The sequence below is a fragment of the Leisingera sp. S232 genome (genome assembly GCF_049800895.1).
GTDB lineage: Bacteria > Pseudomonadota > Alphaproteobacteria > Rhodobacterales > Rhodobacteraceae > Leisingera.
The window spans coordinates 69,025-87,295 of sequence record NZ_JBNAFX010000015.1; the positions used below are offsets into that span (position 1 = coordinate 69,025).

The window sequence follows — 18,271 nt, forward strand, 5'->3', positions numbered from 1 at the left end:
TCGCATCCGGAGTAAAGCCCGGCACATCTTCCCTGTTAGGATGCCGAGGCAATGCTTGCGTGCAGTGGCCCGCAAATGTAACGCTGAACCGGACCAGAAACGGCATCGCCGCTGGCAAGGAATTCACCCCGGGCATGACCCGGCGAATAACGACGAAGGACCAAACACATGATCAAGACCCGCGCTGCCGTTGCGGTTGCCCCCGGCAAACCGCTGGAAATCATGGAAGTGAACCTGGAAGGCCCAAAAGCGGGCGAGGTTCTGGTGGAAATCAAGGCGACCGGCCTATGCCACACCGATGAGTTCACCCGCTCTGGCGACGACCCTGAGGGTATCTTTCCGGCGATCCTCGGCCACGAGGGCGCGGGCGTTGTGATTGAGGTCGGCGAAGGCGTCACCAGCCTGAAGCCGGGCGACCATGTCATTCCGCTTTACACGCCGGAATGCCGCGAATGCGACTACTGCCTGAACCCCAAGACCAACCTGTGCCAGGCAATCCGCTCCACCCAGGGCCAGGGCCTGCTGCCCGATGGCAGCACCCGGTTCTCGATGCAGGACGGCACCCCGATCCACCACTACATGGGCTGCTCCACCTTCGCCAATCACACCGTGGTGCCGGAAATCGCGCTGGCCAAAATCCGCGAAGACGCGCCCTTTGACAAAATCTGCTACATCGGCTGCGGCGTCACCACCGGCATCGGTGCTGTGATCAACACCGCCAAGGTGGAAATCGGTTCCCGCGCGGTGGTCTTTGGCCTCGGCGGCATCGGGTTGAACGTGATCCAGGGCCTGCGGCTGGCCGGCGCCGACCAGATCGTCGGCGTTGACCTGAACCCCGGCAAAGTGGAAATGGCTAAGCATTTCGGCATGACCGATTTCGTCAACCCGGCTGAGGTCGAAGGCGATCTGGTGGCACATCTGGTGGAACTGACCGGCGGCGGCGCGGATTACACCTTTGACGCAACCGGCAACGTCAATGTGATGCGCACCGCGTTGGAATGCGCCCACAAGGGCTGGGGTGAATCGATCATCATCGGCGTAGCGCCTGCCGGTGCCGAAATCTCGACCCGTCCGTTCCAGCTGGTCACCGGTCGCAGCTGGCGTGGCACTGCTTTTGGCGGCGCATCGGGCCGCACCGACGTGCCCAAGATCGTCGACTGGTACATGAACGGCAAGATCGAGATCGACCCGATGATCACTCACAAGCTGACACTGGACCAGATCAACGAAGGTTTCGAACTGATGCACGAAGGCAAGTCGATCCGGGCTGTGGTTGAGTTCTGATACCGGATTCATGTGAAACAGGAAAACGCAGGCCATTGGGCCTGCGTTTTCTATTTGAGAGAACAGCAGGACAAGCCTGCCATCAGGTTTCGGTGGTGGCTTCCACAGCGTCCAAGCGAACACCATAACCCCAGAGGCGTCTAAGGTGTTTCAGCACCTCCTCCTGGTCATCTTCATCCAGATGAATGCCATCGCGCACGGTATGGGTCAGCTTCAGCTCCCGGTCGCCGCGCAAGTCGGCGTCGGTCACCTGAATGTCCGCCTCCAGATACGCAAGGTCATACTGTTTCGCCAGATCACGGCGGATCGCCTTGTAGCCGGCCCGATTGTGGATCTGGCTGACCACAAGGTTCGGCAGCTCAGCATCATTGGTCAGGGTGAACAGCTTGAATTTGCGGATCAGATGCGGTGACAAGAACTGCTGGATGAAGCTTTCATCGCGGTAATTGGCCCAGGCATCGCGCAGCACCCCGCGCCAATCAGGGTTGCCGGCAAAATCCGGGAACCACTCCCGATCCTCCTCTGTCGGCTCCTGGCAAATCCGGCGGATATCCTGCATCATCGCAAAGCCCAGCGCATAAGGGTTGATGCCGGAGTAGCGTGGATCATCATATTCCGGCTGCATCACCACATTGGTATGGCTGTGCAGCATCTCCATATAGGCGCCTTGGGTGATCTGGCCCTGCTCATACAATTTGTTGATGATGTAGTAATGCACAAAGGTCGCGCAGCCCTCGTTCATCACCTTGGTCTGTTTCTGCGGATAAAAATACTGCGCCAGCATACGCACGATGCGCAAGATCTCACACTGCCAGGGTTCCAGCACCGGGCTGTGTTTTTCCAGGAAATACAGAATGTTCTCCTGCGGCAGGTTCATCATCTTTCGGCGCGCGCTGAAATCGGTGTCCTCGACCAGTTCCAGCTTGTCCCGGCGCAACGTGGAATCGGTCCAGATGTCCAGCACGCTCTGGCTGCTTTCATATCCCTCGCGCACTTTCTGCATTGCCACCAGTTCCTCATTGGTGGGTTTGGGCGGTCGGCCGTAACGGAACACGCCCTGAGACTGCATCGCATGGGCCGCATCCAGCACCTCTTCGACAGCCAACGGGCCATACCGTTCTTCGCAGGCCGCGATATAGTTCTTGGCAAAGGCCAGATAGTCGTGAATGCCGTCAGCGTCGGTCCATTGCCGGAACAAGTAGTTGTTCTTGAAGAAATGATTGTGTCCGAAGGCCGCATGCGCCATCACCAGGGTCTGCATCGCCATGGTGTTTTCTTCCATGTTGTAACTGATGCAGGGGTTGGAATTGATCACGATCTCATAGGCCAGCCCCTGGCGACCGGTGCGATAAAGCGCATCATCGCGGGCGAAGTGTTTGCCGAAAGACCAATGCTGATACATCAGCGGCAGGCCGACACAGGAGTAAGCGTCGAGCATCTGCTCGGCTGAGATGATCTCGATCTGGTTAGGATACACATCCAGCCCAAGGTCGCCCAGCGCGATCTCTTCGATCGCGTCGCGCGCCTTTCCCATCAGCTCAAAGGTCCACTCCGGCCCGTCAAACAGCGGTTCGCGCGCCTTTTCAGCTGCCTGCATGCTGCAATCCTTTCACCTTGGGGAGAAAAAACTCCCGGAAAATCGGATAGATATGGCCCGGCAGCGAAACCCGTTGCATTTCAAAATGCTGGGCCTGCGCTTTCACCTCACGGAAATTCTGCCACAGGTCTTCGCCTGCTTCAGGGTTGGTGAGCAGCATTTCCGCCGCCTCGTCCACAATCTCCAGGTAAGCATAGAACTGGCAGACCGGCAGCAGGTCGTTCAGCAGCAGATTCTTGCAGCGCACCGAGTCATTGCCAAAGTTTTCACCGTCGGAGGCCTGGGCGCCGTAGATGTTCCACTCATCCGGCGGATAGCGTTCCTCGATGATCTCCTTCATCTTCTCCAGTGCGGTAGACACAATGGTGCCGCCGGTTTCACGGGCATAGAAGAACGTATCCTCATCGACTTCCTGAGCGTGATGGGTATGGCGCACGAACACCAGTTCAGTGTGTTCATAGCAGCGCTCTAGGAACAGATGCAGCAAAAGGAAGAAGCGTTTGGCCAGATCCTTCTCGCGTTCCTGCATGGAGCCGGAGACGTCCATCAGACAGAACACCACGGCGCGGGAGTTGCGGATCTTTTCCGGCACGAAAGTGTCATAGCGCAAGTCCAGCGGGTCGATGTAACCGACGACCTTGCGCTTGCGGGTGATGCCCTCAAGCCTTTTGCGCAACGTCTCCAGAACCTCCTCCTGTGACGGGGTGCGCTCCTCCAGCGCCTCCAGTTCAGCGATCTGGTCCTCCAGCTCGCGCTGGGATTTGGTCGTCGGGCGCTGCAAGGCAATACGCCGCCCCAGTGAGTTGCGCATGGTGCGCACCAGATTGAGATTATTCGGCGTCCCTGCCGTGGTCAGGCCTGCGCGGCGGGTTCCAATGGTCTCTGTCTCCACCGTGGCTTTTTCCACCAGATCCGGCAGCTCCAGCCCTTCAAACAGGATCTCCAGATATTCTTCCTGCGTCAGGGTAAAGGAAAATTCATCCTCCCCGTCCCCGTCCTCAGAGGCCTGGCGGCCGCTTTCTCCGGCGCCGCCCTGCGGCCGTTTGATCGTGTCGCCGACAACAAATTCCTTGTTGCCGGGCAGTACATGGCGGCGCAGGCCGCCCTTGGAAGAATGAAAGAACCGCGGCTCTTTCAGCCCCCGTGTTGGAATAGTGACCTGTTCGCCTTCGTCCGGGAGACCGCTGCTGCCCTGGATCGACTTGCTCCGGACCGACTGGTCAACACGCTCCTTAATGTTCTCCCGGGCCCGCCGCAGGAACCGTTGCCGGTTCCCGAGACTTTTGCCCTTTGGATTGGCGCGCCTGTCGATGAAATGATGCATATTGCACAGCGCTCCTCTTTAGCCCGCCTTGTTGACACGCATGTACCATTCAACCAGACGCCGCACCTGACGGTCGGTATAGCCGTGGCCACGCATACGCTCGACGAACTCCTGGTGCTTGCCTTCGGTCTTGCTGTCCTTCTTGGACCCGAAGGAGATCACCGGCAGCAATTCTTCGACCTGGCTGAACATGTGCTTTTCGATCACATCGCGCAGTTTCTCATAAGAGTTCCAGGCCGGGTTCTTGCCGGTATTGGCCCGATGGCGCAGGGCAAATTTGACAACCTCGTTGCGGAAATCCTTGGGATTTGCGATGCCCACCGGCTTTTCGATCTTGGAAAGCTCAGCGTCCAGAACTTCGCGGTTGTACAATTGGCCGGTATCGGGGTCCTTGTAATCCTGCTCTTCGATCCAGGCGTCAGCATAGGAGATGTAGCGGTCAAAAACGTTCTGGCCGTATTCGGTATAACTTTCGAGGTACGCCTTCTGGATTTCGTTGCCGATGAACTCCTCATAGCGCGGCGCCAGTTCGGTCTTGATGAACTCAAGATACTTCTGCTCCGTCTCCTGCGGGAACTGCTCGCGTTTGATCATCTGTTCCAGCACATACATCAGATGCACCGGGTCCGCCGCCACCTCGTTGGTGTCGAAGTTGAAAGTGGTAGAGAGCACCTTGAAGGCAAAGCGGGTGGAAATGCCGTTCATGCCTTCGTCCACACCAGCACGGTCCTGGTATTCCTGCACCGTCTTGGCCTTGGGGTCGGTGTCCTTCAGGCTTTCACCATCGTAAACCCGCATCTTGGAATAGAGGTTCGAGTTTTCATGCGGCTTCAGACGCGTCAGAACCGAGAAGCGGCTGAGGATCTTCATTGTCTCAGGCGCACAGGGGGCATCCCGCAATTCGCTGTATTCAATCAGCTTTTCATAGATCGAAGTTTCATCCGAAACCCGCAGGCAATAGGGCACTTTGACGATCGACACCCGGTCGATAAAGGCCTCGTTGTTTTTGTTGTTCTTGAAGCTCTGCCATTCGCTTTCGTTCGAATGCGCCAGGATCAGGCCGTTGAAGGGGATCGCACCAAAGCTTTCGGTGCCCATATAGTTGCCTTCCTGCGTCGCCGTCAGCAACGGGTGTAGCATCTTGATCGGCGCCTTGAACATCTCGACGAATTCAAGCACCCCTTGCGTTGCCCGGTTCAGCCCGCCGGAGAAACTGTAGGCATCCGGGTTGTCCTGGCTGAAATGCTCCAGCTGACGGATGTCGACCTTGCCCACGAGGGTCGAGATGTCCTGGTTGTTCTCATCGCCGGGTTCGACCTTAGCCACACAGATACGGCGCAGGCGTGACGGATACAGGCGAACAACCGTGAACTTGTTGATATCTCCGTCAAATTCGTCCAGCCGCTGCACCGCCCAGGGTGACATCAGCCCCGGCAGCCGGTGCTGGGCAATGCCGTATTCCTCTTGGAGAATTTTACCCATGCGGACCGGGTCGAACAGGCCAAGCGGGCTTTCAAAAATCGGCGAAATCTGATCGCCGGCTTTCAGTACGTAGATCGGCTGGTCTTCGACCAGGCGCTTCAGTCGCTCTGCCAAGGAAGACTTGCCGCCGCCGACCGGGCCAAGAAGGTAAAGGATCTGCTTTCGTTCCTCCAATCCCTGGGCGGCGTGGCGGAAGTAGCCGACAATCCGCTCGATTGTGTCCTCCATGCCGAAGAAATCGTGGAAGGCTCGGTAGCGCTTGATTGTCCTGTTCTGAAAGATCGGCCCGAGCCGGGCGTCCTTGGACGTGTCCACAAGCTCCTCTTCGCCAATCGCCTTCAACATCCTCTCGGCGACGTTCGCATACATGCTGGGATCGTCACGGCAGGCATTCAAATATTCCTGCAGCGGCATCTCCTGCTCGCGCGTTTCGCCGTACTGCTCTGCAAAAAGTTCGGCAATGTCTTTCATTTTGAATCAAGCCTCCTGGTTTACTGGCGCCGTTCCTCCTGGCGTTTCTAGTTCACGCACGGACAGAGTGTGCCCAGCACGTGGGCATGTATGTCCGCGTTAGTGTTGAGTTCTGATTTCTGCTCGGCGCCGCTTCTGGCGTTATGCGTCCGGTTGGCCGCTCTTGGCGGCGGCCTGCGCCCGGGTTCCAGGCTATCGGCGTCGTATCGCTTACTTTCGAGCTTACACCAATTACGAACTTCTTACTATCTGAAAGTGGTGTATTTTTAATTAATTGCCAGAAACTTTTGCGAGAAATTGTAGTCACATTACAGCGATCACTGTCAGCGCATGACGTCGCTGCGTCGCAGCATATGCGGGATAAAACCACAAAAACCACCTGTGTATTAAAGGCGGTCAAAGGCAGCATTCCAGACCCGTGCGACCGACAGATAACACAGCGCTGACAAGAGCTATTCCACTCAGCGGATACGCTTCGAGTGCCCGCCGATATGGCAAACACAGCGTCATAGCAGCGTCAAAAAACTCTATGAATCTGCGGCAAGCAAGACACGGTGCCATGAAATTTGCCCCGCCAAACGCCCGCACGCACTGGACAGAACGGCAAAATTTGTCGCATTGTGGCCTCAAAATGGCCGCAGAAGACGGTCGTGAGGCGAAACACAGGCAACGAAACCATATGCTGCAGGCCGATTTTCCGGCCGCGGCTCCAGTGAGATGGGCGGTAATTTATGAGCACGGTCGCATTTATCACCCGCGATACGGCGGGCACCACACAGCATGGCAATTTTTCCGAGGGCACGCCGGCACGCATTGATGCGGGCCAGTCCAAGGACATTTCGCTGAATCTCAGCCCTGCCGATGTCGAGAGCTACGCCCGCCAAGGCAACAATTTGCACATCACTCTGGCAAACGGTCAGGAGCTGGTGCTGGAGAATTACTACGCCTTTGGCGCAACCGGCGGCAAAAACCTGTTCCTGAGCCAAGAAGGCCAGTTCGTTGAAGTGGTGCTGGAGGACAAATCCAGCGGCATGCTGTTTGCGACCTATGAACCGCTGGATCTGGCTGGCAAATGGAGCGCCTATGACGAGATGGTGTTCCTGGACGTTGACCGGATCGAACCGGTGGTGGCACCGCTCGTGGCGCCGCTGTTCGGCGGCCTGGGCGCGGCAGGTGCTGCTGCGGGCGTCGTCGGAGCCGCAGTAATTGCCGGCAGCGGCGGCGGAGGTGACGACGATGGCGGCGGCACAGGTGGCGGCAACAACGGCAACACATTTGTGGCTATCGACAGCGGCCTGGCTGGCGGCGACGACGCCATCAGTGCAACCGAAGCCGCTTCTGGCGTGACCCTGACTGGCACCGCTGAGGCTGGCTCCACTGTAGAAGTCACCTTTCAGGACGTGACCCGGACAGTCACAGCTACAGATGAAGGGACCTGGAGCGCAGATTTCGAAGCCTCTGAGATTACCGGCGGCGAATATGATGCGCCGGTCACTGTGACATCTACAAATGCTGGCGGCGACACGGCAACAGCCACGTCCACGCTCCATATCGACACGGAAACCGAGGTTGCAGTTGATGCCGGCCAGGCTGGCGGCGACGACATGATCAATGGCGCAGAGGCCGCGGACGGGGTGACCCTGACTGGCACTGCTGAAGCCGGGGCCAGCGTGGAGGTGACGTTCCAAGGGGTCACGCGTACGGTAACGGCCACCGACGAAGGGACCTGGAGCGCCGCTTTTGCCGCGTCGGAAATCAGTTCCGGTGAATACGACGCAGAAGTGACCGCCACCGCAACCGATGCCTATGGCAACACAGAAACTTCTACTGGAACAGTCCGTGTAGACACCATCACCTCAGTGGCCATCGACGCTGATCAGGCAGGCGGTGACGACATCGTCAACAATGCAGAAGCCACAGCGGGCCTTACCCTGACCGGTACTGGCGAGGCTGGTGCGTCGGTCAGCGTCACCGTTGAGGGCGTGACCCGGACCGCCACGGTGGACGCCGATGGCAACTGGGCTGCAGAATTCGAAGCCGGATCTCTGCCTGCCGGCGAATATGACACAACGATCAGCGTCACTTCGACCGACGAAGCAGGAAACACTGCGACCGCCACTGCGGACCTGCATGTGGATACCCTGGTCGACCCGCTCACAGTCGAAACAGCGACCGTCGAGGGAGATGGCGTCGTCAACGAGAACGAGCACAGCGACGGTGTCACTCTGACCGGAACCGTAGAGCCCGGTTCAACCGTGGTTGTGCAGCTGGGCGATGCGACCGAAACTGCAACCGTGGACAGCGACGGCAACTGGAGCGTGGATTTCGCGGCCTCTGACATTCCGCAAGGCAGCTACGAAGCCGATGTTATCGTTACTGCAACGGACACAGTCGGCAACACTGCGGAAATCACCGACACCCTGACCATCGACACTGAGGTCGTGCCGTTCGAGGCTGACAGCGTAACCGATGATGACATCGTGAATGTCGCCGAGCAGTCTGCGGGGCTGACCCTGACCGGCACGGTGGAACCCGGCTCTACGATCGATGTCACCATTGAAGGCGTGACCCGGGCTGCATCCGTCGATGACGATGGCAACTGGAGCGTGGAATTCGATGCCGGCGACCTGCCAGAAGGCACCTATGAAGCCACGGCAGAAATAACCGCGACCGACCCGGCCGGAAACACCGCCTCTCTGAGTAAAGCCTTCAGCGTCGACACCGACTATGACGCTCCGAACGTTGGCGAAGTCATCAGTTCCGGCACCGGCGTTAGCAGCTTCTTCAGCGAGGATTTCGCAGCGGGCGACACCGTGCATGAGCTGACCAGCACAGGCGGCGTTTCGGAGGTCAGCGGAACTCTGACAGATCTGGGCGGCGGAAGGACCCTGTTTGACTTCGACGCAGATGTTCCGGACGGCTCGCAACTGGTGGTAAACCGTGTGGATGCAGCAGGGAACAGCTCAGGCACTTTGGTTGCGTTCCAGAGCGATGCCGATGAAGCGGACCTAAACCATGCGGGACTGTCCGGGTTCAACATCAGCGAAATCAATCTGATCCATGCAGATAATGCCGACCTGACCCTGACCGAAGCAGACATCAACAGCCTGTCGGGCAATAGCAACAGGCTGGTTGTGCACGGCAGCAAGGATGACGCGGCCGGAGAGCAGGATACGCTCACCATTTCCGGAGCAGCCAAGACAAGTGAAACCGAGACCATCGATGGCGAAACCTACGCCGTCTACACTCTGGGTGACGACGGCACTACGGTCGTGGTCGATGAAGACATCAACACCATAATCTGATTTTCCGGCCTGGCAGCGGTTACTGCCGCCAGGCCCAACACATCAAAAGCCTTGAACAAAGGGCAAAGGGCAAGGGGCAGGATGCAACCGGGACGCTTTCTTTGCGCCATCGCAGCGATGTGCAGCCTAATGGGCTGCACACCCGCCCCTTTTGGCACTGCCGGAGATGCGCCAGAAGGCGCTCCGCGCAGCAATTTCGCGCAGACTGGAGAGACCTCCTCTGCGGTGATCAGCGCACTGATGGACCGCCGCTCGCTGCTGACAGAAGACAGCGCCTACGGACAGGTGGCCACCGCCGCTATCGCAGCTTCCTCGCGGGCGGCAGAAGCAGAGCTGATCAGTGCCAAACTGCGAGCCGAAGCTGCGTCTAAGAACTGGTTTCCGACCCTGGGGCCATCTGTCAGCCTGACCGACCTGGGCGATCTGGTTGCCGGCCTGCTGATTGAGCAGGTGCTGTTCGACAACGGCCGCCGCAAAGCGGAGCGTGAATTTGCGGCCGCCGATGTCGAAGTGGCTGCCGTCAGCCTGTCGGAGGACATGAACGGTCGGGTGGAAACCGCCGTCGGCCTTTATGCTGCGGCGCTGCGCGGCGACGAAAAAGCCGCCTATGGGGATCGCGCCTTGCGCCGGATGCAGGAGTTCCGCCGGATTGTGCAAGGCAGGGTCGATGGCGGCGTATCCGACCGTGCAGACCTGAATGTCGTGGACAGCAAGATCAGCGGCATCCGCACTTCCACCGCCACTGCACAGGACGCTGCGGCCACTGCACGTGCAGAGTTGCAGGCCATGACGGGACAAAGTTTCAGCCAGAAACCTTCTCATCTGTCCATTGGCACACCGCCCGGACAGGGACAGTTCCTGTCCGTGCTCAGGGCAGAAGCCGAGGCCGAACGCACGATTGCACAAGCCAAATCCGGCCGCGCCGGACTGCTGCCGCAGATCGCCGCCTCTGGCAACGTGACGTCAGATGGCTCTGGTGCAGGCCTCACATTGGGCGTGGGCCAACCGCTGGGTCTGGGCACACCTGCAGCCATTCAGGCGCTGGAAGCTTCCAAGGAGGCCGCAACCCGCCAAGTCGGCGAAGCCGAAGAAGCCGCACGCCGCGCCTATAGCCGCCAAGTGCAGCAGATCGCCTCCTATCAGCGGCAGGAGGGCGAAACCGCGGTTTTGGTGCGGCGCAGCCGCGAGACCTATGACTTGTTCCAAAAGCAGTTCGAGGCGGGCCAGCGCCCGGTCATGGACGTCATCCAGGTCTATGAAGAACTGGTGCGTCGGGAGCAGGCCTTTATCGATGCAAAATACGAGGTTGTGCTGATCCAGCTGGCGCTGGCACGCGATCTGGGGCTTCTGGCTGATGGGGACAAGATTTGACCGACACCACGCAAAAGCCTCCGCATCCCCTGCCCGCCGCCGGCAGCAAACCAATGCTGCGGGCCGTTCCGGCAGCCCCTCCTGAAACCACGGCACAAAGTGGAATGCAGACTGCCGCGGAGCCAGCCCCCGGCCCGTCCTCCGCCCCCGGTCCCGCTCTTGATCCGACTGCGCAGATAAAGCCGAAAACCGACAACCGCCCCAAACCACAGGACGCGCAGCCTGAAGTCGGCTCTCTTCTGGAAGGCGCAGCTGCGCGCATCCAGCACCGCGCCAGCCTGATTGCCACCCTCGCCGCCTTGAAAGGCAGTGAGGTGCCAGTCAGTGATATCGCCGCTTTCCTGTGGAAGGAAACGCCGGGCGATTTGTCACTGCACACGCTTGCCAAAGCTGTGCAATCCACGGGGCTGCAGCCCAAGGTGCTGGAAAAACAGAGCCTGACTCCGGCCCTGTGGCCTGCCCTGGCGGTGATGTCAGGCGGCCAATGCGTGCTGGTGCTGAGCCAGGCAGAGGACGTGCTGACAATTTACGACACGTCCTGCGCGGACAACCGCACTGAAGTGCCGATGGCGGAGTTCTCGCCATATTTCACCGGAACAGTTCTGTCCGCCCGCCCCTCACTTAAGCAAATGGCGGCCAAACATACGCCGCAGATTGATCCCGGGCACTGGTTCTGGAGCGAATTCCCCAAGTACCGCCGCCAGGTCGGCGAGATCATGCTGGGGTCGCTGGTCGCCAACATCCTCGCGGTGTCCGTCGCCCTGTTTTCCTTGCAGGTTTATGACCGAGTGGTCCCACACCAGTCGCACGCCACCCTATGGGTGCTTGCCATCGGTGCCTTCCTGGCAATTGCACTGGAAGCGATGCTGAAACTGGCCCGCGCAAGGCTGACAGATTCAGCCGGACGCCAGATCGAACTATCGGTGCAGCACAACCTGATGCGCCGCCTGATCGGTATGCGCTCCGACAAGAAGCCGCTGCCGCCTTCCGGCCTGTTTGCAGCGATGCGCGATTTTGGATCAGTCCGGGAATTTTTCACCTCTTCGACCATCTCGACGCTGGCTGATATCCCCTTTATTGCCGTGTTTTTGCTGCTGGTTGCTTCGATTGCGGGGCCCGTGGTCTGGGTAATCATCGCGGGCGGCATTCTGATGCTGCTGCCTGCCTACTTCATGCAGAAGAAGATGATTACATTCACCCGGCAGACACAGGGCGCCAATGCCAAGGCCGGGCGGTTGCTGCATGAGGTGGTCACCGAACTGGACACCGTGAAGACCCAGCGCGGAGAGGAGCGGGTGCTGCGGCTGTGGGATGAGCTGAACACGCTGTCCTCCCATTCCGCGACCGAGCAGCGCAAGCTGTCCAGCGCTCTTACCTATTGGTCGCAGGGCGTGCAGCAGGCAACCTATATCACCGCCGTGGTACTGGGCACCCTGCTGGTGTTTGCCGGTGAATTCACTGTTGGTACCATCATCGCCACCGGCATCCTGACCAGCCGCACGCTGGCGCCGTTGACACAGTTTGCCGCCACCCTGGCCCGCTGGAGCAACGTCAAAGCGGCTCTGGAAGGGTTGGATGCCATTGCTCAGGCGCCGCAGGAGAAAGAACAAGAACGCACCTACCTGCGCCGCCAGAAGATCGAAGGCCGGTTTGAGCTGCGCGAGATCATGTTCCGGTATGAAGATGATGCCGCACCGACGCTGGATGTGCAGGCGGTGGCTGTCACGCCGGGCCAGCGGATTGCAGTGCTGGGCGTCAACGGCTCCGGCAAGTCGACCCTGCTTAAGCTTCTGTCGGGGCTTTACGCACCCGACAGGGGCCGCATTCTGCTTGACGGCACTGATATGGCGCAGATCGATCCACGCGACCTGCGCGCCAACATCGGCTACCTCAGCCAGGATGTGCGGCTGTTTGCAGGCTCTCTGCGCGACAACCTGAACTTGAACCAGCTGGAACGCGACGACGACCGGCTGATGGAGGCGTTGGAATTTGCCGGGCTCGGCGCCCATGTGCGCAACCACCACAAAGGGCTGGATCTGGCTATCAGCGACGGCGGCCATGGGCTGTCGATCGGCCAGCGCCAGTCGATCGGCTGGGCGCGGCTATGGCTGCAGAACCCCTCTGTTGTGCTGCTGGATGAACCCACAGCGGCCTTGGACCAAACGCTGGAACGCACCTTGGTGAGCCGCTTGGAAAGCTGGCTGGAAGGTCGCACCGCAGTGATCGCAACCCACCGGATGCCGATCCTTTCCCTGACCAACCGAACCCTGATCCTGCAATCAGGTCGGATGGTGGTGGACGGGCCGCGTGATCAGGTTCTGGCCCATCTGGCCGCCGGAGAGGGTAAATGAGCATGGCGCTGCACGACCCCTATGGCAATGCCGAGACGCCGCGCAGCGCCAGCCGCATAATCTACCTGGCGCTGGCAGCCGTTGCCACCTTCCTGATTTGGGCTGCCTTTGCCTCCATCGACGAGATTGTGCGCGGTGAAGGTCAGGTGGTCTCGTCCTCCCGTGCGCAGATCGTGCAGAACCTCGAAGGCGGCATCCTGGCAGAACTACATGTGCGTCAGGGCGATATCGTCACTGCAGGCCAAATGCTGGCCAAGCTACAGGACACCAAATTCCGCACTGCTGCGGATGAGCTTCAGAACCAGATTGACGCGCTGGAGATCAGACGCCACCGGCTGGAAGCACAGATGAAAGGCGCCTTTGAATTCGCCGTGCCGGATATGCTGGCGCAGCGTTCACCCGGCATCCTCGCCTCAGAACGCGGACTACTGACCGCGCGGCAGACAGATTTTGCCAGCCGCCGCGACAGTGCTCGGCAGATCATGAACCAGCTGAACGCAGAGCTCGCCAACATGGAAACGCTCTATAAGCAGAAGATCGTGGCACTGATAGAGGTGAACAAGGCGCGCAAGTCAGCCACCGATGCGCGCGCCAAATACACCGAAATCGGGACACACGCTGAACTTGAGCAGGCCGAGGAATACGCCCAGACCTTGCGCGAGATCACCACTCTGCGGCAGGAACAGCGATTGGCGGTGGACCAGTTGAACCGCACCATCATCACCTCGCCGATGGCAGGGATTGTGAACAGTCTTGCGGTCACGACAATTGGCGGTGTTATCCGCCCCGGAGAGGAGATCCTGGAAATTATCCCGCTGGGCGAAGAGCTGTTTGTCGAGGCACGCGTAAAGCCCGAAGACATCGCCAGCGTACAGCCCGGCCAGGATGCCACGATCAAGCTGTCGGCCTATGACTATACCATCTACGGCTCGCTGCGCGGCAAGGTCGATTTCGTCTCTGCCGATACCTTCGAAGATGAACGCAACCCCCGTGCCGAGTCCTACTACCGGGTGACGGTGCGGGTCGACAAATCCGGGTTTAACGAACGTCAGCAATCCATTGAAATCCGCCCGGGGATGCGGGCCACAGCAGAGCTGCAGACCGGGTCCAAAACCGTGCTGCAATACCTGCTGAAACCGCTGTACAAGTCCCGCGAAGCCCTGCGCGAACCGTAAACCGCGCCATCATGCAGCGGCCCATCAGCCTGGACAGGCAGAACCCGGCTGATCAGCCGGCCCGGCGGATCAGGTCGCGGAGCGTCGCATCCAGGGCTGTGCCGATCGACACTGCACGGTGCCCCATGGCAGCCTTGGCCGATATCACTGAAACCAGACGGGGCGCCTGGCCTGGGCGCCTGGTCAGAACGGGCGAACCAGAGGCCCCGAAGTCCACCAAACAGGACATCACCAACGTGCGGCTTTTGCGGGCCAGAACGCTGCAAGAGCGATTCAGTTTGGGTCGTGTCGCGTGATTCTGCGTGTAGGACAGAACGTCCAGAGTATCCCCGCGCTCAGCCCCCACATCCATGACCAGCGGAGCAATCTGGCTGCGGCTGATCGGCCGGTCCAGACGCAAAACAGCTATGTCACTACCAATTTGATGGGTGCCGGACGGGCGGTACTGGTACTGCGGATGCAATACAGCCTTTACCACTTGCCGCAAAGCAACCGCGCGGCGCCCGGAAAGCCCGGCCTCGAACCGGATGCTATGCGGATCAATCCTTGCCCCCGTTTGGGGATCAAACAAGCAATGCGCAGCTGTCAGCACCAGCTGCGGCGCCACCAATGCGCCGGTGCACATGGTTTTATTCGCGATATTCAGCCGCCCGACGGCGTCCAGCCCTTGAATTGATCCAGCACGCTGCCGGGGTTCTTCCGCGGCTGTGCTGAATGGCGTGCCCAGGGTCAGGCACGCCGCAATTGCAGCAATAATCTGTCTCATAACCCACTCCAGGTTCCCACGAAAGGGATCGTCATTCAGGCGTGCGGCCGGAATGAGACCCAAAATCGACGGGCTGAGACTAAAAAGTGGGCAGAATGCGGCAGCGTTAACAATTCCCTAACCCCCCGGTTATTGATGCTTAACCATGGCAAAAAAACCGGGGGCTTGGCCAGGAAAAGTAAACAAACAGTAAATATTTTTTCCAACCTACGAACAATAAAGAAGATTTCCGCGGCTGAAACAGGCGCAACCCGGCCCGCACAGGCTTCGATTCGGCCGTCCAACGGCCAGTTTGGTTAACATGCCTGGCTGCAGGAAGCAGTGCTCTCGGCACACGGCACGCAGGCTGCTCAGCCCATTCGGCGCCCAAAACCTTAATTTCACCTCTCTCGTCAGCCCCAAAGGCTCACTGTGAAATTTGGCGGTTGCTCCCAACCCGGCATGACCCAGCGGCGCCGGGTTTCAGATGGGCTTCCCAGCCAGGCTTAGAAAGTTATGCGACAGTCAACCAATCCCGCAGGCTGCCTGCCCTGCGCAGGGCACGTGCCTGACCTCAGGCGGCTGTTGCATGGCGACAGAAAGTATCAAATTGAACAATTTTCGCCGCCAACCTGCCCGGCGTTAATGAATAAAAAATCAATCTGGCGTTGTATCCATCTCAAACGCAGCTTTCTGCGCGGCGTCAAGCCGTCAGCCTTCTGTCAGAAGTGAAACATATCGATGTTCAAAAACCTGAAATTGGCCCGCAAGCTTCCCCTACTGATTGTCGGCGCAGCACTGCCCGCAAGCTTCCCCTACTGATTGTCGGCGCAGCACTGACCGTAACGATTGTCCTGATTTCCTTCAGCAGCAGCTACTTTCGCCGCAGCATCGTTCACGATGCCGAGATTGTTCTGCAATCCCTGGTCCGGGACCGCGAAACCGCGCTTCAATCCTATTTGAAATCCATTGAAGCCGCGACTTTGACGGTCTCTTCCGTGCCCTCAACGGCCAAAGCTATGAAAGACATGGGAGCAACCTGGAGCAGCCGCAGCAGCGGCGACCAGGCCGAGGTCAGCGCCCTGTCGATGTTTGCTACGGCTGCATCGCCCTATGACATTCACTTCGACCGCAATCACACCGCCTTCCAGGCGATGATGGAAAGGCTTGGCTTTTACGACATTTTCCTGATCAACCCCGAAGGGGACGTGATCTTCTCGGTCACCAAGGAAGCAGACTATGCCACCAATCTGATTTCCGGCCTTTACAAGGAAACCGGGCTGGCTGAGGCCTTTGAACTGGCCGCCCAGGGAGAAAAAGAGCAGGTCTACTTCTCCGACATCGCCCCCTATGCCCCAAGTGCGGACGCTCCGGCGGCCTTTGCCGCTACCCGCATCCTGGACAGCAACGGGCACTATCTCGGAGTTTTTGCGCTGCAGGTCGCAATTGATGAGATTTCCAGCATCACGACCACGTTCGGCGGTGATCTTGAAACACTCGACATCTATCTGGTCGGACCGGACTTCAAGGCTCGGACCATGTCCCGGCAGGATGGCGGCCATGGTCTTCTTGGCGACGTCGGTCGGCTGCCTCATATTCAAGATGCAATCGCAGCTGCGCCTGAGCATTCTACAGAGGCTGGCTCCGCCCATGCGGTATCGTTTTATCCCGCCATCGAAAAACCCGGCGGCCGGATCGTATCCGCCGTCGCAGAGCCAGTAGCCTTTCGCAACTTGCAATGGGCGCTGGTTGCAGAACTGGACCGAGCAGAAATTCTCGCCCCGGCGAACGCGCAGCGTCAGATCATGATCATGATTTCGCTGATCTGCGCCGGTTTTGTGTCGCTCTTTGGCTGGCTGTTCGCGCGGTCTGTGACCCGACCGATTGACCGGATCTGCACCGATATGGAGGCCGTGTCCTCGGGCGATCTCGACATCGAGGTCGACGCGGCAAACCGCGGCGATGAAATCGGTAAGATCGGCCGGACCCTGGTCTCCATGCAGGACGACCTGAAGCTGGCCCGCGCCGCCGAAGAGGAGCGCGCCGAGATGCAGCGCCAGCAACAGCAGGTGGTGGAAAACCTCAGCGCCGGCCTGGTGCAGCTGGCGGATGGCGATTTCTCGCAGCCGATCACCTCTGCCTTCCCGGAAGAATACGAGCAGCTGCGGCAGAACTTCAACAGCACCGTCAGCAACCTTAGCGGCACTGTGCAGCAGGTGATCGAAGCTTCCGGCAGTATCCGCAATGGCGCCGCCGAGATCAGCCAGGCCTCCGACGACCTGTCGCACCGCACCGAAAGCCAGGCGGCAACGCTGGAGCAGACAGCTGCGGCACTGGATGAGCTGACCGCCAGCGTCAAATCCGCCGCCGACGGCGCCCGCAGCGTCGAAACCACCATGGCCGAGGCCCGCACCGAGGCGGAGAACAACCGCGAAGTGGTGCAGAGCGCGGTCTCGGCGATGACCGAGATCGAGCAGAGCTCGAACCACATCAGCCAGATCATCAGCGTGATCGACGACATCGCCTTCCAGACCAACCTGCTGGCGCTGAACGCCGGCGTCGAGGCGGCACGGGCAGGCGAGGCCGGCAAGGGCTTTGCGGTGGTTGCCAGCGAGGTGCGCGCCCTGGCGCAGCGGTCCTCTGACGCGGCGATGGAGATCAAGACGCTGATCGGCGACAGTTCCAAACAGGTGGAACGCGGCGTCGATCTGGTCGGCAAGGCCGGCGAGGCGCTGCAGAGCATCGTCGAACAGGTCACCCATATCTCGCAGCTGGTGTCTGGCATCGCCGAAGGCGCCGCCGAACAATCGACCGGCCTGCATGAGATCAACACCGGCGTGACCCAGCTGGATCAGGTGACCCAGCAGAACGCAGCAATGGTCGAAGAGGCCACCGCGGCTGGCCACATGCTGAACACCGACGCAGGCAAACTGGCGGAGATGGTCGCACATTTCCGGGTCTCCGGCAGCGCAGCACCTGCCGCCCGCCGGGCAGCCCCCGCTGCCGCAGCACCGACCGCACCGGCCGCCAGCCCGGCCCCTTCCGCACATGGCGACAACAGCTGGGATCTCGAAGCCAGCCCGGCCCCAGCCGCCGCGGCAGCCGACAGCGGCAGCAACGCCGCACGCGATCTCTGGCAGGACTTCTGAAAAATCCAGAAGGCGCC

General features: G+C 59.7%; 10 protein-coding genes. 6 read left to right on the forward strand and 4 right to left on the reverse strand.

Annotated features, from left to right (window positions below):
- The first annotated feature begins 171 nt into the window (after positions 1-171).
- On the forward strand, positions 172-1,284 hold the full coding sequence (locus tag ACP151_RS11265) for an S-(hydroxymethyl)glutathione dehydrogenase/class III alcohol dehydrogenase (RefSeq protein WP_424979002.1): 1,113 nt from the start codon (positions 172-174) through the stop codon (positions 1,282-1,284).
- Positions 1,285-1,366: 82 nt separating this feature from the next.
- Here ACP151_RS11265 and ACP151_RS11270 read toward each other — a convergent pair whose 3' ends face one another.
- The 3 genes from ACP151_RS11270 to ACP151_RS11280 are packed head-to-tail and all read right to left on the reverse strand — an operon-like array spanning position 1,367 to position 6,158.
- Positions 1,367-2,881 (reverse strand): SpoVR family protein, encoded by a 1,515-nt coding sequence (locus tag ACP151_RS11270; protein WP_424978993.1) that lies wholly within the window; start codon positions 2,879-2,881, stop codon positions 1,367-1,369.
- Positions 2,868-4,205 (reverse strand): YeaH/YhbH family protein, encoded by a 1,338-nt coding sequence (locus ACP151_RS11275; RefSeq protein ID WP_424978994.1) that lies wholly within the window; start codon positions 4,203-4,205, stop codon positions 2,868-2,870. Before ACP151_RS11275 ends, ACP151_RS11270 begins: the two co-directional genes overlap by 14 nt.
- An 18-nt stretch (positions 4,206-4,223) precedes the next feature.
- Complete coding sequence (locus ACP151_RS11280; RefSeq protein ID WP_424978995.1) at positions 4,224-6,158, reverse strand: PrkA family serine protein kinase; 1,935 nt, start codon at positions 6,156-6,158, stop codon at positions 4,224-4,226.
- 731 nt (positions 6,159-6,889) lie between these two features.
- Between ACP151_RS11280 and ACP151_RS11285 the strand changes: the two genes are divergently transcribed.
- The 4 genes from ACP151_RS11285 (at position 6,890) to ACP151_RS11300 (ending at position 14,360) form a co-directional block, all read left to right on the forward strand.
- Complete coding sequence (locus tag ACP151_RS11285) at positions 6,890-9,463, forward strand: Ig-like domain-containing protein (RefSeq protein WP_424978996.1); 2,574 nt, start codon at positions 6,890-6,892, stop codon at positions 9,461-9,463.
- A gap of 81 nt (positions 9,464-9,544) precedes the next feature.
- Entirely contained in the window at positions 9,545-10,834 is a 1,290-nt protein-coding gene (locus ACP151_RS11290) for a TolC family protein (RefSeq protein ID WP_424978997.1), read from the forward strand.
- A gap of 104 nt (positions 10,835-10,938) precedes the next feature.
- Positions 10,939-13,185, forward strand: a complete 2,247-nt coding sequence (locus tag ACP151_RS11295; protein WP_424978998.1) for a type I secretion system permease/ATPase — start codon at positions 10,939-10,941, stop codon at positions 13,183-13,185.
- Positions 13,182-14,360: an HlyD family type I secretion periplasmic adaptor subunit gene (locus tag ACP151_RS11300; RefSeq protein WP_424979000.1), complete on the forward strand. Its 1,179-nt coding sequence runs from the start codon at positions 13,182-13,184 to the stop codon at positions 14,358-14,360. The genes ACP151_RS11295 and ACP151_RS11300 overlap by 4 nt, the downstream gene beginning before the upstream one ends.
- Positions 14,361-14,412: 52 nt before the next feature.
- Here ACP151_RS11300 and ACP151_RS11305 read toward each other — a convergent pair whose 3' ends face one another.
- A complete protein-coding gene (locus ACP151_RS11305) occupies positions 14,413-15,126 on the reverse strand; it encodes a trypsin-like serine peptidase (RefSeq protein ID WP_424979001.1) in 714 nt (237 codons plus the stop codon).
- 737 nt (positions 15,127-15,863) lie between these two features.
- Between ACP151_RS11305 and ACP151_RS11310 the strand changes: the two genes are divergently transcribed.
- A complete protein-coding gene (locus tag ACP151_RS11310; RefSeq protein ID WP_424979003.1) occupies positions 15,864-18,254 on the forward strand; it encodes a methyl-accepting chemotaxis protein in 2,391 nt (796 codons plus the stop codon).
- Positions 18,255-18,271 lie beyond the last annotated feature (17 nt).